This window comes from Pseudomonas sp. NPDC047961 (genome assembly GCF_050272435.1).
Taxonomy (GTDB): Bacteria; Pseudomonadota; Gammaproteobacteria; order Pseudomonadales; family Pseudomonadaceae; genus Stutzerimonas.
Genome location: NZ_JBNNMD010000004.1, coordinates 115,392 through 132,500, shown reverse-complemented (window position 1 = coordinate 132,500; position 17,109 = coordinate 115,392). Strand labels below are relative to the sequence as shown.

Below are 17,109 nucleotides of genomic sequence, written 5' to 3'. Positions count from 1 at the left end.
GTAACGGCAGTTGGGAACCTCAGCGTAGCCGAAAACGGGGCGGTTGATTGGCAACCTGCTGTGTTTCGGCAAGGCCAGCAATGGCCTTCGGAACAACGGGAACGGCCATCAGAGAATTTCAAGCCCCTCGCACTTGTAATCACCAATGAAGATATCGTCCTGCAGCACCTCGCCGTCGAGGTTGAAGCAGAACAAGTAGCTCTCGGTTCGATCACCTATCTCGACGCTTTTCAGGCCAACGCACTCGTTGGGATGGCCCGGCAGGATCTTGAACGATGAAATACCCCGCTCAGGAACCCGCTGACCAACCTCAAGGGTTCGGATCTGGCTGAAGTCTTCGTTGGCAATAATCAAGGTGTTGGCGCCACGCTCCCGCTCATCGATCGCCTCGTCGAATGGCTCGGTCGAGATCTTGCGCGGAAAGAAAAGCCATTCACGGCGATACGGGTGCCACTCGGCCGCCTCGTGGATCACATAGCCGTCCGGCCCGACGCCCAGCGCGTCGCGGATGCGTTGATAGCGCTCCGACCAGTCCACGCTCTGTACGGCGTAGTGGCGGTCGAGCAGCTTCACCCACTCCTCAGAGGCCCTCTTGCCGTGGCTGCCGACGACCAATTGGTCGTTGTAGAGCGTTGCCCACTCCGCTTTGAAACCCTTGAAGGCTTCGTCGCCGCTGCCGGTCATGAGAATGTTACGAGGCACCAGCTGGTTCTGGTCGCGGATTTCACAGACCAATCCGGTGCGGTCGTCGAAGGTCACCAAGCGCTTGCCGAACATGGCCAGCTCGGAAAATTCAGCGCCGCGCCCGCCCTCGGCGATCAGGCTGACCAGCTGAAATTCGCCACCCTCATGCTCAGGGATGTCCTCGAAACGGTAGTTTGGCTTGCCCGTTTGCAGATCGACGTCACGGTGCAGTCGATCATGGCGCAGGGTTGATTGCCAGGCGATTTGGCCGCTGTCCAGTTCAACCTGGGACGCGTGGTCTTCATCTGTGATGATGGCCAGCAGGTATTCACGGGTGGTGCTGTCGTAACGTTCGAGTCGCCGAACGTCGAAGTGCGATTCGCTCATGAGGTCAGGTGCTCGTCGGTGTTTGGCGCCACCGGCACGCCCGGTGGCTCGTCAGGTTTCGGACAGCGGGAACCTCGCAAGTTCACCGGCAGTGATCAGCACCTCAGCGGCTGCAGAACGGCTGCGTCTGTTTTACTGTCGGAACCTGAACCACGTATCCAGATGGGACCGCATGATTTTTCAGTTCTCAAATCGACAGCGTTCGACTGTCGACTCGCACGCGCCAACGCCGACTCTCTCCAGCCGGGCTGCGCGCCGTCTCGCCGTTACGCTCACCAGCGCCTTGATGCTCGGCCTGGCCGGCTGCGGCACGCAAAAACCGGAGGTGCCTGCGCCCCGGCCGGACGAAGTCCGCGCCAAGATCGTCCGGCTGATCCCCAGCAACATCCCGAATCGACAGGGCTGGGCCACCGACATCTACGCCGCCTTCGATGCGCTGGCGATCCCGCCGACTAACGAGAACCTCTGCGCCGTCCTGGCCGTCACGGTGCAAGAATCCACTTTCCAGGCGACCCCACCGGTCCCAGGCCTGGCGAAAATCGCCCGCGATGAGATCTACCGGCGCGCGTCCCGACTGCATGTCCCACGCTTTATCGTAGATGCGGCCTTGGACGTTCAATCACCCAACGGCAAGACCTACAGCCAGCGCCTCGCGGCGGTGCGCACTGAAGAACAGCTGAGCGCAATCTTCGACGACTTCCTCGACATCATGCCGCTCGGCAAACAGCTGTTCGGCACGCTCAACCCGGTCAAGACCGGAGGCCCCATGCAAGTCAGCATCGCCTTCGCCGAAGACCGCGCACGCGCCTATCCCTATCGCCGGGAAGGCTCTATCCGGGATGAGGTGTTCACGCGCCGCGGCGGTATGTACTTCGGCATTTCACATCTGCTGGACTACCCCGCTAGTTACACCCAGCCGCTGTACCGCTTCGCAGATTTCAATGCCGGCTGGTATGCCAGCCGCAACGCCGCGTTTCAGGCCGCGGTCAGCCGCGCGAGCGGGATCAAGCTGACCCTCGATGGCGATCTGATCATTCATGGCAGCAGCAAAGCCGGCCAGACCGAGCGTGCGGTTCGTTCGCTGGCGGGCAAGCTCGACATGAGCGAGACAGCGATTCGCAACGCCCTGGAGCGCGGCGATACGCACGGATTCGAGAAAACCACGCTGTATGAGCGCGTGTTCGCCTTGGCTGATAAGCGTGCAGGAAAGCCTCTGCCCCGCGCGGTGCTGCCTGGCATTCGGCTGGAAAGCCCGAAGATCACACGCAACCTGACGACCGCCTGGTTTGCCAATCGAGTCAATGATCGCCATCTGGCGTGCATGAAACGCGCAGGCCGTTAGCGGGAACATTTGTTAACGGCACCCCCTCGCAGTAAAGGTATTGCGAACTCGGAGCCTTCATGTCCCAGCTGAACATTGCACTTGCCATCATGGGCGGCGTTGCCGTCTGTATTGCCTTGCTGTCGGCGCTGATCAAGCGTAGCCCTGTATCCGAGCCGGCGCTCGCCGTGCTGGTCGGCCTTGCCGTCGGCCCATATGGCTTGAGTTGGCTCGATCTTGCACGCTGGGGCGACAGCTTCAGCATTCTCGAGCAAGCGGCGCGGCTGACGCTGGCAATCGGGCTGATGGGTGTTGCCCTGCGCCTGCAGCGTGCGGCGCTCAAGGCCATGCTCAAGCCCGTCATGCTCTTGCTGACCTTCGTCATGCTCGGTATGTGGCTGGTGTCATCCTTGTTGGCCGGTTGGCTGCTGGGGTTATCGCTGTGGGCAGCCCTGCTGCTGGGTGCAGTGGTTACACCCACCGACCCGGTAGTCGCCAGCTCGATCGTGACCGGCAAGTTCGCAAAACAGCACCTCCCCTTGCGGCTGCGCGACACCCTGTCGGCGGAATCCGGAGCCAACGACGGCCTGGCTTACGCCTTCGTCATGCTGCCAATTCTCATGCTCAGCCATTCGCCTGATCAGGCCTGGTCGCGCTGGCTCATCGAGTCGGTACTGATCGGCATCGGTGGTGCCGCGCTGATGGGCGCGATCGTGGGTTTTGCAGCTGCCAAGCTGCTGGCCTTTGCAGAGCACAAGAAGCTGGTAGCCAGTTCCTCTCTGCTGGGCTACACCGTGGCGTTCTCGCTATTGACGCTGGGACTCGCCAAGCTGCTGCACACAGATGGCGTGCTGGCGGTATTCGCAGCGGGGCTGGCGTTCAACCTCTTCAGCGAGAAGCACGAAGAGCAGGAAGAAGAAAACATCCAGGAAGCAGTGGCAAAGCTATTCACGCTGCCGATGTTTGTGATCTTCGGCATCGCTCTTCCCTTGCACGAGTGGGTAGCGCTGGGATGGCCGCTGGTGGCGCTTGCGTTGCTGGTTCTGCTGTTGCGCAGGCCTCCGGTGGTGATGGTGATGTCCAGCACCTGGCGCCATTCGCTCAATTCCCGCGACTCGCTCTACCTCGGCTGGTTCGGCCCGCTGGGTATCGCCGCGATCTACTACGCCGCGCTCGCCCATAGCCATCTGCACGATCCGCTCTATTGGCATGCGGCGAGCGCGTTGATCTTCGCATCGATCATGATTCACGGCGTGTCCGCGGCTCCGCTCTCACGTCTGTATGCACGCCATCCCGGCACAGCGCCGCGAGGCAGCGCTCACCTGGACGAGTAGTCTGGCTGAGCCAAAAGTTTGGAAACGGGCGGACCGCGTTGGGACGAGCCGATCAGCCAATCAGCCCCATCCCCGCAAGCACGAAGGCGCCAACCGCCACGATTATCCCGAGAACGATGGCTGCTCCGTCTCGGGTGGTGATACCCAGACCGAACAGGCAGATGGCCGAGAACGGCGCGGCGCTGGCGAAGGGCAACAGCTCAAGCGGAGGCACCGAGGTCGCAAGCACGACGCAGAGCACCGCAATCACTCTTAGAAAGCTGTTGCTGGTGGCCCAGACCAAACGCTTGCTGCTCACTTTGTCCAGCCAGCGCACAACCGGACGGATTTTGTTCAGGCCCTTCTCAAGCTTCTGACCGCTGACCGAGCGATGCGCGAGGAATCCGGGCATCCAGAAATGATGCCGACCAAACAACATCTGGATGGCGAACAACGCGACGATCAGTGCGAGCATGCTAGGCACGCCGGGGATACCGCCGACCGGGCTGATCTCGATGATTGCAGGAACGAACAGGAACGGCCCGAAACTGCGCTGACCGATTTTGTCCTGAATGTCGCCAACCGATACCTTAGATTGGTTATCGCCTAACTCGACGACACCGTCGATTACTTGTTCAAGACAGTCATGTTCGTGTTCGCGCTTGTTGGTCTCAGTCATGCGGTCCTCCTCGTCGCAGTAGGGCTGTATACGGCAGGATGCCTGCTGCGACACTTAAAAGCACTGTTCCGCTGACATAATTCTCTGATGAGCTACGGCAAGTTATTTGTGGTCACGAAACAGCCAAAGAACAGTCACAGCCTTGTTGCACCAAACTTGTACAACTTACAACCATGCGACTTGCCATCATTACCGTGCCGCTTAATTAAACGGCATAAAAAAACGGAACTTGCTTAGCAAGTTCCGTTTATGTTCGCTTACGTTAGCAATAATGCGTTAACGTATTACGACTTGCGGCCGCCACCGTGGCTGTTTTCGCCGCCTTTCTTACCGGCTTCAGAGGCCTTCTCGCGGTCGTTGGCAAAGTTGCCACCGCTGTTCTGGCCGCCTTTCTGGCCGGCTTCAGAAGCTTTCTCGCGGTCGTTAGCGAAGTTACCGCCGCTGTTCTGGCCGCCCTTCTGGCCGGCTTCGGAGGCGCGCTGCGGATCGTTGGCAAAGTTGCCGCCGCTGTTGTGACCGCCTTTTTGCCCAGCTTCGGAGGCCTTTTCGCGATCGTTTGCAAAGTTACCCGGATTTCCGCTCTTATCGTTCGACATGAGATTACTCCAGTTACTTGGTGGTACTTAAAATGGCGACTGCTCTGCAGCCGCCTCACTATCTCGGAGGACAAGAGCGGCCCAAGAGTTCTAAAAAAAAAGTATATCTAGATGAACGGCGTACAGTTCAAACTGCCATTACAAGCGCAACACATAGACAATAAATAATTGCATTTAGATAGCAACGAAACGCTAGATGCCCCACCCGCGCCAGTTACACCGCTATATATAATTTTTCCACACTCGGCGAGCCCAACGATCAAGGTATGCGATCCAAAAACGCCGTTCATCGGCGCGCCGAAACGGGCTGGGTTTGTCAACAACCTGTAACCGAATCCGGGCAGTCTCGGAGCCATGGAAAGCCGCGACGGCTGGCGCAAGGATGCGACTTTTTTCAGGACCACCAACCACTCGACCGAGACATTGGAGGCCACATGAGCAGCAAAACTCTAGAAACCCTGGTCAAGCGATCCGACCTCAACCCCAAGCAGCCGCTTGAGTTCTGGAGGCAGCTGCGGCGCTGTAAGACTGACTATCGCCCAAGCGCGGCGGCACTGGCGAGGCGTGCGTCGATGGACCTCGAGTGCTGCGCGGCCGGCCGATAAGCATCGTCTAGCCGGCATACCCCGTACGTCGCCCTTACGTCGCAACAGAACAAACAGAAACGGGCTCAACGTTGAGCCCGCAGGCACGCAGGTTTAACAGTACGCCTGCCCTCTCATGATGAGCGGCTGAGGTCGAAAGCTATTCGCTCTCTCGTTCAGATACGACGCGACCACAACCCTCAATCGAGCCTGTACCGCCGAAGTGAGCAGAAGGCTTCAGCAGCGGTTTGGTCATCGCTCACGCCTGAGTGGCGCGCTCCTGACGGAGCAAAAGCCAGACGATTCCGAGCGCGCCTACTGCCACCACCGCAGCGCCAAGAAAGATGCTCTGCATGCCGATGTAAGCCGCTAGTACGCCCATGATCGCGCCAGACAGCCCCAGCGACAGGTCGAAGAACATGGCGAAGACGCTGAGGCCCGAGCTGCGATTGGCCGTTCCCACGCGCGACACTACGCCAACCCCCAGCGCGGGATAGAGCAAGGACAGCCCGCAGCCCGTCAGCGCGGAGCCTGCCAGGGCAAAGCTGGGCGCCTCCGCAAGCCAGAGCAACAAGAGCCCGAAAATCTCCACCACCAGGCACACCATCGCCACCGAATAACCGCCGACGCGGTTGATGAGGTTCGGACACAACAACCGCGTCCCGATAAAGGCAAACGCAAAGGCAGTGAGGCACCAGGCCGCGCCATCCCAACCGCGGGCGTTGTAATAAAGTGCGATGAAAGCGGTCAGCGTGCCGTAGCCAATGGTGGCCAACGCCAGACTGATACCAGGCGGTGCGACCTTCCACAGGACTTTGCCGAATGGCAAGCGCTTGCCCGGATTCAGCGGTGCATCACCGCGCCGCCAAGCCAATGCGAGGCCCGTCGAGGCAAGCGCCATCGTCACGGCCCCTAGGCTCCACAAGCCCAAGGATTGAGTGAGAAAAACACCAAGCGGTGCGCCGATCCCGACGCCGCCGTAAGCCGCCACGCCATTCCAGGAGATCATTCGCGCTGTGCTTTCCGCGCCCAGTCGGCTGATGCCCCAGCTGATCGCCGATATGCCAATCAGGCTTTGCGCAAACCCGAGAATCAACCGGCTGCCGACCATCACGGCGATGCTTGCCATCGGCCAGGATTCCAGCAACGCCGACGCGAGCAGCAACAGGCCACTCAGCAACCCGGACGCCATGCCGATCAACACGGTTTTCTTCGCCCCTCGCTCGTCTGCCAACCGTCCGGCAAGCGGGCGACAGAGCAAGGTGGTCAGGTACTGCGCACCGATCACGATGCCGGCGATAGCAGTGTTGAAGCCGAGATTTTCATGGATGTAGCCCGGCAGCGACGCCAACGGGATGCCGATGGAAATAAACGAGATGAAGTTGAACACCACCAGAGACAGGATGAAGAAGGTGTCGTTGGCATGAGGTTTCGCAGCGGGCATCGGATCGCCTGTTGAGATGAGCGGAAGGAATATGACACGGCGGGCCAAACCGACCCCGGCGCCTATGGAGCGCCGAGGTAGCGCGCGGGTCGTCCGAGGTTAGGACCACTAAGTGATTGGTCCGATCTTGCCCAAGCGGAAGTCATCATACAACCACCGTCAGGCCGATGGCGCGCTCGATTCAGGTCTCGCTCGCCACAGCTGCGACCTTCGGCCGGCGCCATTGGGGCAAACCGATCAGGATTACCGCGCTGACGATAACCGTCATCGCCAACCACTCCTCAGGCCCGATGCGCTCACCGGCAAACGTGATACCCAGCAGGACCGCCACCACCGGATTTACATAGGCGTAACTGGTCGCCGCTGCCGGTCGCACATGCTTGAGCAGATACAGGTAGGCGCTGAACGCGACGATGGACCCGAGAAACGTCAAGTAAATCAACGCAAGCCAGCCGCCCATGTCTGGCATCTGCTGTAGGCGTTCGCCGCTCACCAGGCTGCCGAACAACAACACAGCGCCACCGACGAGCATCTGTGCTGCACTCGCCATTGCACCGTTCGGCAGGCTGAGGTGGCGACTCCACATCGAACCGAACGCCCAGCTCGCCGCTGCGAGCAACACGATCACCGCGCCCAGAGGGCTGGCCTGAAGGTTGTGTCCTAGATTGAGCAAGCCGATGCCGATCAGCCCCAGCAGGATCCCGCCCCACTCCAGACCCGTGGTTCGCTGGCCCCAGATCAAGCCGAACAGCAAGGCAAACAGCGGCACGGTCGCAATCGCCAGCGCCGCAACCGCCGACGCTACCCCAAGGTGCTCGGCAATGGTGACGCCGCCATTGCCGCAACTGAGCAGAAGGAAGCCGACGAGTGCACATGACCGCCACTCCTTGGCGGTCGGCATCGGGACACCGCGCCAGCGCAACCAGGCAAACATCAGGCTACCGGCCACGACGAAACGCAGCCCGGCCAGCAGCATTGGCGGCCACGATTGGACGCCGATACGAATTACAAAATAGGTCGAACCCCAGATCAGATACAGGGCGGCAAAAGCGCCCACGAGCAGCAGCGGAAAGCGGCGCGAAGACATGACGTGAGGCCCGAGCGGGTGGTGGGATCGACCATTCTAGATAGCCCACTTAGCCAAGAATAAGCACAGTCAGCTATTTGTTTAGCGGTGCAGTTAGGCGCACCGCCTCACTGCTTAGCATTTATTGAGGCCGAAGGGATCATCAATGCTGTGGCTCGGCTCGGTGAACCAGCGCGGTCCACTCTCGCTCATGTAGAAGTGGTCCTCCAGGCGAATGCCGAACTCGCCGGGGACGCAAATCATCGGTTCATTGCTGAAACACATGCCGACGTCGATGGGTGTCTGGTCGCCGCGGACCAGATAGGGGCTTTCATGGATTTCCAGCCCGATCCCGTGACCGGTGCGATGAGGAAGCCCCGGCAATTGGTAATCGGGACCGAGGCCGCAGGCTTCGAGCGCGCCTCGCGCCGCCTCGTCCACTTCTTCACAGCGCGCACCCAGGCGGGCCGCCGCAAAGGCGGCCAACTGTGCGTCCTTTTCGAAGGTCCACAACGCTCGCTGGTGTTCGCTCGGCTCGCCGAAGACGTAACTGCGCGTGATGTCCGACAGGTAACTGTGCACACGACAGCCCGTGTCGATCAGGACCATGTCACCGCGCTTGAGCGTCTGCGGGTACTTCACACCATGGGGAAACGCACTCGCTTCGCCGAACAGCACGATGCAGAAGGTTGACCCTGGCGCACCGACTGCCCGGTGCGCCAGCTCGATAAACCGAACCACTTCGGTGGTGCTTATGCCCTCGTACAGGATGCTCGCCGCCGCTTTGTGCACTTCCAGCGTCATGTCCTTAGCCCGTTGCATCAAGGCGATCTCGGCACTCGATTTACGTTGCCGGCAATAGCTTGTCACGGCGCTCGCATCGGTGAAGGCGTAGCCTGGATCCAGCAAGCGCAGGCCGTCGAACATGAAAAACGGCAACGACGGACACAGACCAATGCATGGGCGAAGACTGGTGTTCGGCTGGATGCCCATGCGCTGCAAACAGTCGAGCAACAAACGATAGGGGCTTTCGTGCTCCTGCCACCCGTTGACTACACCACCAACCACCATGAAGTCGCGAATCGTGCCCTCTTCGAAGGCCGGCGCCAGGTACGCCAGCGCACCATCGGCGGGCAGGATTGCACCAACCATGCGCTCGCTCGGGCTCCAGCGCACGCCGGTGAAGTACTCGAGATTCGCGCCCGCGCTAAGAAAAACGGCGTCGAGGCCAAGCTGCCTCATGCGCCGCTGTGCCTTGTCGATACGGTCTCGGTACTCGTTTTGCGCTATCGGCTCGACGCCATCCAGCATGTTGCGCAAGCGCCCAAGCGCTTCTTCCTGCGTGCTGCCGCCGACACCGATGGTCATGCCTGTTCTCCGAAACCAGCCGAAAATGTTCGCCGAATTTAAGTACAGCTTAAATTTTCTGGCAAAGCTTTTTTCTGCCGTGCCGTGAAAAAGCCAAGATCAAGGCTGGCGCGAGCCTGTCCCGCTGGCCGTATACTGGCCACTTTCACAAGGCGAATTTCATGACAGTCGACCGTATCGGCGAGCGATTGCGTCGTCACAGGCGCGCCGCGAACAAGACCCTGAACCAGGTAGCCAAGGAGTCGGGGCTGACGGCGAGCTTTCTGTCCCAGGCCGAACGTAACCTTACGGGTGTCTCGATTTCGTCGCTGGCGAACATCGCAAAATCGCTCGGCGTGCCGCTCAATTCGCTGTTTGATCAGCCCAGCCAACCGCAGCCCGATTCCCACCAGGGCGAACGCGTTCGTTACACCATCGAAGGCCAGCCGCTGGCTTACGAGCGCCTGTCTACAAGCTTTCCAGGCAATCTGCTGAACGCCGTCAAAGTCAGCATGCCAGTGGGTTACCAGTCCGAACTCATTGCCCACGAAGGCGCCGAATTCGCCTATGTCCTCTCCGGACGGATCATCTACACGGTCGATGGCCGCGACTATCCGTTGGCCAGCGGCGACTCCATACATTTCGATGCGGGCAAGCCTCACCACCTCGCCAACGTAGGCGATCAACCGGCCGAAGTGCTCACCGTAACGACCATGGGCCTGTTCGACGATTTAACCACCCGCTAGCTGGCACCGCTATTGCTTGATCTCGATACCTGAAGCTCGCCAACGAAATTTAGCAGCGCTTAATTTCTGTTGACCGGGTTTTCAGCATGACTTAATTTCGAGGCAGGCTAGGCTGTGATCTTCAAGACGCAGCCGCCAACAGTGTTCTGCGCCGAGCGGGCGAACCCCCACGGCGACACCGGCGTGCAGTGAGCCACTGTTCGGTCCACGAGACCAACCCTCGATGAACATAAAAAAGAATGAGGTTTGCATGCGAAACACTCTCTCCATCCGAGCATTGCTCGCCGCGGGACTGATCCTCGGCTCGCCCCTCAGCTTCGCCGCCAGCAGCCTGGTGTACTGCTCCGAGGGCAGCCCCGCCGGTTTCGATCCCGGTCAGTACACCACCGGTACTGACTTCGACGCCGCCTCGGAAACTGTATTCAACCGTCTCGCCCAATTCGAACGAGGCGGCACTCGCGCCCTCCCCGCGCTGGCAACCAAATGGGAGGTCAGCGATGACGGTCTTACCTATACCTTCCATCTGCGTCCCGGGGTCAAGTTTCATACCACTGACTACTTCAAGCCCAGCCGCGAGTTCAATGCCGACGACGTCCTCTTCACTTTCCAGCGCATGCTCGACAAGGAGCATCCGTTCCGCAAGGCGTACGCCAGCGAGTTCCCCTATTTCGTCGACATGGGCATGGACAAGAACATCACCAAGGTCGAAAAGCTCGACGACATGACGGTCCGCTTTACCCTCGACAAAGTAGATGCCGCCTTCATACAGAACCTCGCGATGAACTTCGCCGCGATCCATTCAGCTGAATATGCCGATCAGTTGCTCCAAGCCGGCAATAGTGAACAGATCAACCAGAAGCCCATTGGCACTGGGCCGTTCGTGTTCAGCCGCTACCAGAAAGACGCTCAGATCCGCTTCAAGGGCAACAAGGAATACTGGAAACCCGAAGACGTGAAGATCGATAACTTGATTTTCGCGATCACTACCGACGCCTCGGTCCGCGCGCAGAAGCTTCGTGCCGGGGAATGCCAGGTCACGCTCAACCCTCGCCCGGCGGACATCGAAGCGTTGCAGAAAGATCCCAACATCGAGGTACCGAGCCAACCGGGCTTTAACCTCGGTTACATCGCCTACAACGTTGAGCACGAGCCACTCGGCAAGCTTGAGGTGCGCAAGGCGTTGGACATGGCCGTCGACAAGAAATCCATCATCGAGGCCGTCTATCAGGGGGCCGGCCAATTGGCTGTGAACGCCCTTCCGCCCACTCAGTGGTCTTACGACGAGAGCATCAAGGGCACCGAATACAACCCGGAAAAAGCGCGCGAATTGCTTAAACAGGCAGGCGTCAAGGAAGGCACCGAAATCACCCTGTGGGCAATGCCCGTGCAGCGCCCCTACAACCCCAACGCCAAGCTGATGGCGCAAATGATCCAGGCTGACTGGGCAAAGATCGGGATCAAGGCACGCATCGTGAGCTACGAGTGGGGCGAATACATCAAGCGCGGCCATGCGGGGGAACATGACGCCATGCTGATCGGCTGGACTGGGGACAATGGTGACCCAGACAACTGGATGAACACTCTGTACGGCTGTGATGCGGTGAATGGCAACAACTGGTCCAGATGGTGCGACGCGACATACGACAAAGTGGTCAAGGATGCCAAGCGCATTACGGATCAGGCTGAACGCACAAAGCTGTATGAACAGGCACAGCAGATCATTCAGGAGCAGGTGCCCATCACGCCTATCGCCCACTCCACCGTCTACCAACCGATGCGCAACAGCGTGGAGGGCTTCGAAATCAGCCCCTTCGGGCGCAACTCCTTCTATGGCGTAGAAAACAAGCGTTGATAGTAGCGAAGCCAGGCCTGCTCTCGGGCTTGCCTGGCTGACCTCCTTTGCACGTTTTTTGACTGCCGGTCCGCACAGCCAAGCGTCATCAGCCCAACGATAGTCGCGAACTTGAGTACGGCGATCGAGGCTGTGCTGTTGCGTAGCCATAGTTTTACCAGGAGTTCTGCAATGTTCAGCTTCATAGCCCGCCGCGTGGGTCTGCTGATACCCACCTTTTTCGGCATCACGCTACTCACCTTTGCCCTGATCCGCATGATCCCCGGGGACCCGGTGGAAGTGATGATGGGAGAGCGAAAAGTCGATCCGGAGATGCATGCCCAGGCGATGGAGCGGCTGGGTCTGAACAAGCCGCTTTACCTGCAGTATTTCGATTACATCGGCAATCTGGCGCAGGGTGATCTTGGCGAGTCGCTGCGTACACGCACCAGCGTCTGGAAAGAGTTCACTACCCTGTTTCCCGCCACCCTCGAGCTTGCCTTTGCGGCACTGATCATCGCCGGCACCCTGGGCCTGCTGGCCGGCGTGGTCGCCGCACTTAAACGTGGCTCGCTGCTCGACCATGGCGTCATGGGCGTTTCGCTCGTGGGTTACTCGATGCCGATCTTCTGGTGGGGGCTGATCCTCATCATGTTTTTTTCCGTAGGCCTTGGCTGGACGCCTGTTTCGGGGCGTATCGATCTGCTTTACGACGTACCGCCCGTCACTGGCTTCATGCTCATAGATACCCTGCTAAGCGGCGAAGACGGCGCTTTTCTGGATGCCCTGCACCACATGATTCTTCCGGCTGTGGTGCTGGCAACGATTCCCCTGGCGGTCATCGCACGGATGACGCGCTCGGCGATGCTCGAAGTACTACGCGAAGATTATGTCCGCACGGCTCGGGCGAAAGGTTTATCGCCGAACCGAGTGGTGTTCGTTCATGGGCTGCGCAACGCGCTGATCCCCGTCCTGACCGTGTTCGGCTTGCAGATCGGCACCCTGCTGGCCGGAGCCGTACTGACCGAGACCATCTTCTCCTGGCCGGGCATTGGCAAGTGGCTGATCGAATCCATTGGCGCACGCGACTACCCAGTAGTGCAGAACGGCATCTTGCTGGTCGCCTGCCTCGTCATCCTGGTCAATTTCACCGTGGACATCCTCTACGGCCTGGCCAACCCCCGTATTCGCTACCAGCGCTAAGGAGGCCGAAGCATGAACAGCATCGAGACCCTGCCGGCCGCCGAACCGACTGCTTATTACCCGTCACCCCTTCGGGAGTTCTGGAGTGCCTTTCGCCGCAACAAGGGCGCACTGGGCGGCCTGATCTTTATGGTGTTGCTGGTTGCCTGCGCCCTGTTCGCACCGGCTTTGGCGCCCTACAACCCCAGCGAACAATTTCGCGACTTTTTGCTCACCCCGCCAGCATGGCAGGAAGGCGGGACGGCGCAATTCATACTTGGCACCGACGAGCTCGGGCGGGACATGCTTTCGCGGCTGATCCACGGGGCGCGGCTGTCGCTGCTGATCGGCCTCGCTTCGGTCGTCTTTTCACTGCTGCCCGGCATCCTGCTCGGCCTGCTGGCCGGCTTTTCCCCTACGCGGCTGGGGCCGTTCATCATGCGCTTGATGGACATCATGCTGGCCCTGCCCTCGCTGCTGTTGGCGGTAGCGATCGTGGCGATCCTCGGCCCAGGTTTGATCAATACCATCTTCGCCATCGCCATCGTCTCCCTGCCCTCCTACGTGCGGCTGACCCGGGCGGCGGTGATGACAGAACTCAACCGCGACTACGTGACAGCCTCGAAACTCGCTGGCGCCGGCACCTTGCGCTTGATGTTTATCAGCGTATTGCCGAACTGCATGGCACCACTGATCGTACAGGCCACGCTGAGTTTTTCCTCAGCGATTCTCGATGCCGCTGCGCTGGGCTTTCTCGGCCTTGGCGTGCAGCCGCCGACGCCCGAATGGGGAACCATGCTGGCCTCAGCGCGCGATTACATCGAGCGTGCCTGGTGGGTGGTGTCGCTACCCGGCCTGGCGATCCTGCTCAGCGTGCTGGCCATCAACCTCTTCGGTGACGGGCTGCGTGATGCGCTTGATCCCAAACTGAAGAACGCCGCATGAGGAGTCTATCGATGCCTGTTTCAAGACTCCACACGAGGAACTATCACTCATGAGCCTCCTCGAGATTCAAAATCTGTCGGTGAGCTTTGGAGACGACGGCGCGCCACCTGTGGTGGACGGGCTAGACCTCAGCGTCGACAAAGGTGAAGTGCTGGCCATCGTCGGTGAATCCGGCTCTGGAAAGTCAGTCACGATGATGGCCTTGATGGGACTGGTCGATGCGCCGGGCAAAGTGGCGGCTGATCGTCTCCAATTCGCTGGCCAGGACTTGTTGACTCTCAAGGGGCGCCAGCGCCGTCGAGTGATCGGCAAGGACTTGGCCATGGTCTTTCAGGACCCGATGACCGCGCTCAATCCAAGCTACACCGTGGGTTTCCAGATTGAAGAGGTGCTGCGACAGCATCTGGGCCTCAAGGGCAAAGCCGCTCGGCAGAGAGCACTCGAGCTGCTCGAGCGGGTTGAGATCCCCGGCGCCGCCAGTCGTCTGGACGCCTACCCACATCAGCTGTCCGGCGGCATGAGCCAACGCGTTGCCATCGCCATGGCCATCGCCGGAGAGCCGCAGCTGCTGATCGCCGACGAGCCGACCACAGCACTCGACGTGACCATCCAGGCACAGATCATGGATCTGCTGCTGAGCTTGCAGCGCGACTAGAACATGGCGCTCATCCTGATCACTCACGACCTGGCCGTGGTAGCCGAAACCGCTCAACGCGTCTGTGTGATGTATGCGGGCCAAGCGGTCGAGACCGGGCGCGTACCAGAGCTGTTCGACGCACCCGCTCATCCGTACACCGAAGCGTTGCTCGCCTCCATCCCAGAACATTCGAACAGTCGGCGTCTTGCGACCTTGCCGGGCATCGTCCCAGGTCGATACGACCGCCCGGCGGGCTGCCTGCTCTCGCCACGTTGCCCTTACGCTCAACCACGCTGCGGAGAACGACCGGCACTGGAACCCTACGACCGCGGCGAGGTGCGCTGCTTTTACCCGCGCAACATGACACCTGGCGAAGCACCTGAAGTGCTGCCCGAGTCGCAACGTCCTAGTCAGCCACCCGGAGAACACCATGTCTACTGAGCCGTCGACAGGCAGCGTGCTGTCCGCACGCGAGCTGACCCGCCACTACCAAATCTCACGTGGGCTGTTCAAACCACACGCCACCGTACGCGCACTCAACGGCGTGTCCTTCGAACTGGCGTCCGGCGAAACGCTTGCGGTGGTGGGCGAATCCGGCTGCGGCAAGTCCACGCTTGCACGGGCTTTGACACTCATCGAGGAGCCGACGTCCGGATCACTGCAGATTGCCGGGCAGGAAGTGGCAGGCGCGGACAAGGCTCAACGCAAACAGCTACGCCGCGACGTGCAGATGGTGTTCCAGAATCCCTACGCCTCGTTGAACCCAAGGCAGAAGATCGGCGACCAGTTGGCTGAACCGCTTATTATCAATACCGGGCTGTCACGCAGCGAACGCCGGGAGCGCGTGCAGGCGATGATGCAACAGGTCGGGCTGCGTCCCGAGCACTACCAGCGCTATCCGCATATGTTCTCTGGCGGCCAGCGCCAGCGCATCGCCCTTGCGCGGGCCATGATGCTCAATCCGAAGGTGCTGATTGCCGACGAGCCGACTTCGGCGCTGGATGTGTCGATTCAAGCGCAGGTGCTGAACCTCTTCATGGATCTGCAGGAGCAGTTCAACGCCGGCTATGTCTTCATTTCTCACGATCTGGCCGTGGTACGTCACGTCGCGGACAAGGTATTGGTGATGTATTTCGGCAGCCCGATGGAAATGGGGCCAGCCGAGCTGATCTACACCCGCCCGCTACACCCCTACACTCAGGTGCTGCTGGCCGCGACGCCAAGCATTCGGCCTGACTCGACGAAGCCGAAAATCAAGGTCAGCGGCGAACTGCCCAACCCGCTCGACCCACCTACCGGCTGCGTTTTCCACACCCGCTGCCCTCACGCTACCGAACGCTGCAGTTCAGAAGTCCCGGCATTCCGCCCTTTGGACGACAGGCTGGTGGCCTGCCACTACGCCGAGGAGGTGGGCTCGGTACCCCAAACCGCTTCGGTAGCCTGAGGCGAGTCAGGCCCGCGAGTTGCTTCATGAACTCAAACGAAAAAGGCCCCAGAACATGGGGCCTTTTACTTAAGAGTGACAGAGCCGGTGAAATTCGACGCCGTCGCCTATATAGATGGCGCATAGACAAACGTTCAGCTAAATGGCGATCTGTCGTTCTCTAAAGCGCTCGAGCAGAGCCGGCCGTAGTGCAATGACGTCGAGTTCGATCACGCTAATCAACCCTGCCAATTGCGCTCGCGTAACCGATACGCCACACGGGAGCCCGGTCAAGACCAACGACTCCCCTGTCAACTCATCCAGCAGCATCGCCTGGATGGTCTGAGGAGAATCCATTGTGGCCGTGAACAACAGCGGCCTGAAGTGTTCCCGCACGAGCGCCAAAGCCTCGGGCAGCCTAATCCGGATCATCTGACAATTCCTTTTGTCCGAGCGGAAATTTTAGTTGCCAAGCGCACTCACCGCTCGCCAAAGAAACGCCAACCACCTCACATTAAGCACGGGGTCACGTCAATCGTTGGGCAGAGGCCACGAGCTCGCTCAAATTGTCCCATCTGCAGGGCTCACGCAGTGCGCCATCGCTCAACGCCTCACAAACTAGCTGGGGCGGGCGAAAATCGCGGCTCTGGCGTCGTAGGTCGGCTTTCGTCCTGCCGCACTCGCTCCCTTGGACCAATCTGGGACCGCTTACACAGCCGTTCCCGTAACCCAGAAACGCTGAAGGCCCCGGAATACGGGGCCTTCAGTTCGCGATATGGCGGAGGAGGTGAGATTCGAACTCACGGAAGAGTTTCCCCTTCGACGGTTTTCAAGACCGTTGCATTCAACCGCTCTGCCACTCCTCCGCAGAGAGCGGGCGCAATAGTACCCGAACGAAACAGTCTGTCAAACACTGTCGTTAGG

At 60.0% G+C, this 17,109-nt stretch carries 15 protein-coding genes, 1 tRNA gene and 1 pseudogene; 9 read left to right on the top strand and 8 right to left on the bottom strand.

Translation table 11 applies throughout. The features are described 5' to 3' along the window. Positions 1-108 precede the first annotated feature (108 nt). Positions 109-1,071, bottom strand: a complete 963-nt coding sequence (locus ACQKIK_RS15005) for a hypothetical protein (RefSeq protein ID WP_499136502.1) — start codon at positions 1,069-1,071, stop codon at positions 109-111. A gap of 286 nt (positions 1,072-1,357) precedes the next feature. On the opposite strand from ACQKIK_RS15005, the gene ACQKIK_RS15000 reads away from it, so the two are divergent. Together ACQKIK_RS15000 and ACQKIK_RS14995 are read left to right on the top strand one after the other, a co-directional pair. Next, positions 1,358-2,413 carry a DUF1615 domain-containing protein gene (locus ACQKIK_RS15000; protein ID WP_499136731.1) on the top strand — a complete coding sequence of 352 codons (1,056 nt, stop codon included), beginning with the start codon at positions 1,358-1,360 and terminating at the stop codon, positions 2,411-2,413. A gap of 59 nt (positions 2,414-2,472) precedes the next feature. Further along, positions 2,473-3,726: a cation:proton antiporter domain-containing protein gene (locus ACQKIK_RS14995; protein ID WP_499136501.1), complete on the top strand. Its 1,254-nt coding sequence runs from the start codon at positions 2,473-2,475 to the stop codon at positions 3,724-3,726. Positions 3,727-3,778: 52 nt separating this feature from the next. Here the strand turns inward: ACQKIK_RS14995 and ACQKIK_RS14990 are convergent, their stop codons facing one another. Both ACQKIK_RS14990 and ACQKIK_RS14985 read right to left on the bottom strand, forming a co-directional pair. Then, positions 3,779-4,384 carry an exopolysaccharide biosynthesis protein gene (locus ACQKIK_RS14990; protein ID WP_499136500.1) on the bottom strand — a complete coding sequence of 202 codons (606 nt, stop codon included), beginning with the start codon at positions 4,382-4,384 and terminating at the stop codon, positions 3,779-3,781. A 284-nt stretch (positions 4,385-4,668) separates the two neighbouring features. Beyond that, positions 4,669-4,980 carry a con-10 family general stress protein gene (locus ACQKIK_RS14985; RefSeq protein WP_025241475.1) on the bottom strand — a complete coding sequence of 104 codons (312 nt, stop codon included), beginning with the start codon at positions 4,978-4,980 and terminating at the stop codon, positions 4,669-4,671. A gap of 434 nt (positions 4,981-5,414) precedes the next feature. Between ACQKIK_RS14985 and ACQKIK_RS14980 the strand changes: the two genes are divergently transcribed. Further along, on the top strand, positions 5,415-5,585 hold the full coding sequence (locus ACQKIK_RS14980; protein WP_164863219.1) for a hypothetical protein: 171 nt from the start codon (positions 5,415-5,417) through the stop codon (positions 5,583-5,585). A gap of 238 nt (positions 5,586-5,823) precedes the next feature. Here the strand turns inward: ACQKIK_RS14980 and ACQKIK_RS14975 are convergent, their stop codons facing one another. The 3 genes from ACQKIK_RS14975 to ACQKIK_RS14965 all read right to left on the bottom strand — a co-directional run bounded on the left by ACQKIK_RS14975 (position 5,824) and on the right by ACQKIK_RS14965 (position 9,442). Next, positions 5,824-7,008 carry an MFS transporter gene (locus ACQKIK_RS14975; RefSeq protein ID WP_499136499.1) on the bottom strand — a complete coding sequence of 395 codons (1,185 nt, stop codon included), beginning with the start codon at positions 7,006-7,008 and terminating at the stop codon, positions 5,824-5,826. Between the two features lie 181 nt (positions 7,009-7,189). Beyond that, complete coding sequence (gene yedA / locus ACQKIK_RS14970) at positions 7,190-8,095, bottom strand: drug/metabolite exporter YedA (RefSeq protein WP_499136498.1); 906 nt, start codon at positions 8,093-8,095, stop codon at positions 7,190-7,192. A gap of 114 nt (positions 8,096-8,209) precedes the next feature. Continuing rightward, entirely contained in the window at positions 8,210-9,442 is a 1,233-nt protein-coding gene (locus tag ACQKIK_RS14965) for a M24 family metallopeptidase (protein ID WP_499136497.1), read from the bottom strand. A gap of 161 nt (positions 9,443-9,603) precedes the next feature. Here ACQKIK_RS14965 and ACQKIK_RS14960 point away from each other — a divergent pair, with 161 nt between their 5' ends. The 6 genes and pseudogenes from ACQKIK_RS14960 (at position 9,604) to ACQKIK_RS14935 (ending at position 16,206) form a co-directional block, all read left to right on the top strand. Further along, on the top strand, positions 9,604-10,167 hold the full coding sequence (locus tag ACQKIK_RS14960) for a cupin domain-containing protein (protein WP_045426588.1): 564 nt from the start codon (positions 9,604-9,606) through the stop codon (positions 10,165-10,167). A gap of 250 nt (positions 10,168-10,417) precedes the next feature. Then, on the top strand, positions 10,418-12,019 hold the full coding sequence (locus ACQKIK_RS14955) for an ABC transporter substrate-binding protein (RefSeq protein WP_064482476.1): 1,602 nt from the start codon (positions 10,418-10,420) through the stop codon (positions 12,017-12,019). Positions 12,020-12,190: 171 nt separating this feature from the next. Continuing rightward, a complete protein-coding gene (locus tag ACQKIK_RS14950; protein WP_499136495.1) occupies positions 12,191-13,201 on the top strand; it encodes an ABC transporter permease subunit in 1,011 nt (336 codons plus the stop codon). 12 nt (positions 13,202-13,213) lie between these two features. Beyond that, a complete protein-coding gene (locus ACQKIK_RS14945; protein WP_046163640.1) occupies positions 13,214-14,125 on the top strand; it encodes an ABC transporter permease subunit in 912 nt (303 codons plus the stop codon). A gap of 49 nt (positions 14,126-14,174) precedes the next feature. Next, a pseudogene (locus tag ACQKIK_RS14940) lies at positions 14,175-15,203 on the top strand (ABC transporter ATP-binding protein). Continuing rightward, on the top strand, positions 15,193-16,206 hold the full coding sequence (locus tag ACQKIK_RS14935) for a peptide ABC transporter ATP-binding protein (RefSeq protein ID WP_499136494.1): 1,014 nt from the start codon (positions 15,193-15,195) through the stop codon (positions 16,204-16,206). Before ACQKIK_RS14940 ends, ACQKIK_RS14935 begins: the two are co-directional and overlap by 11 nt. Before the next feature lie 138 nt (positions 16,207-16,344). On the opposite strand, the gene ACQKIK_RS14930 is transcribed toward ACQKIK_RS14935, so the two are convergent. Together ACQKIK_RS14930 and ACQKIK_RS14925 are read right to left on the bottom strand one after the other, a co-directional pair. After that, complete coding sequence (locus tag ACQKIK_RS14930; protein ID WP_499136493.1) at positions 16,345-16,617, bottom strand: DUF1652 domain-containing protein; 273 nt, start codon at positions 16,615-16,617, stop codon at positions 16,345-16,347. 344 nt (positions 16,618-16,961) lie between these two features. Continuing rightward, positions 16,962-17,051, bottom strand: a tRNA-Ser gene (locus ACQKIK_RS14925). Positions 17,052-17,109: the final 58 nt, after the last annotated feature.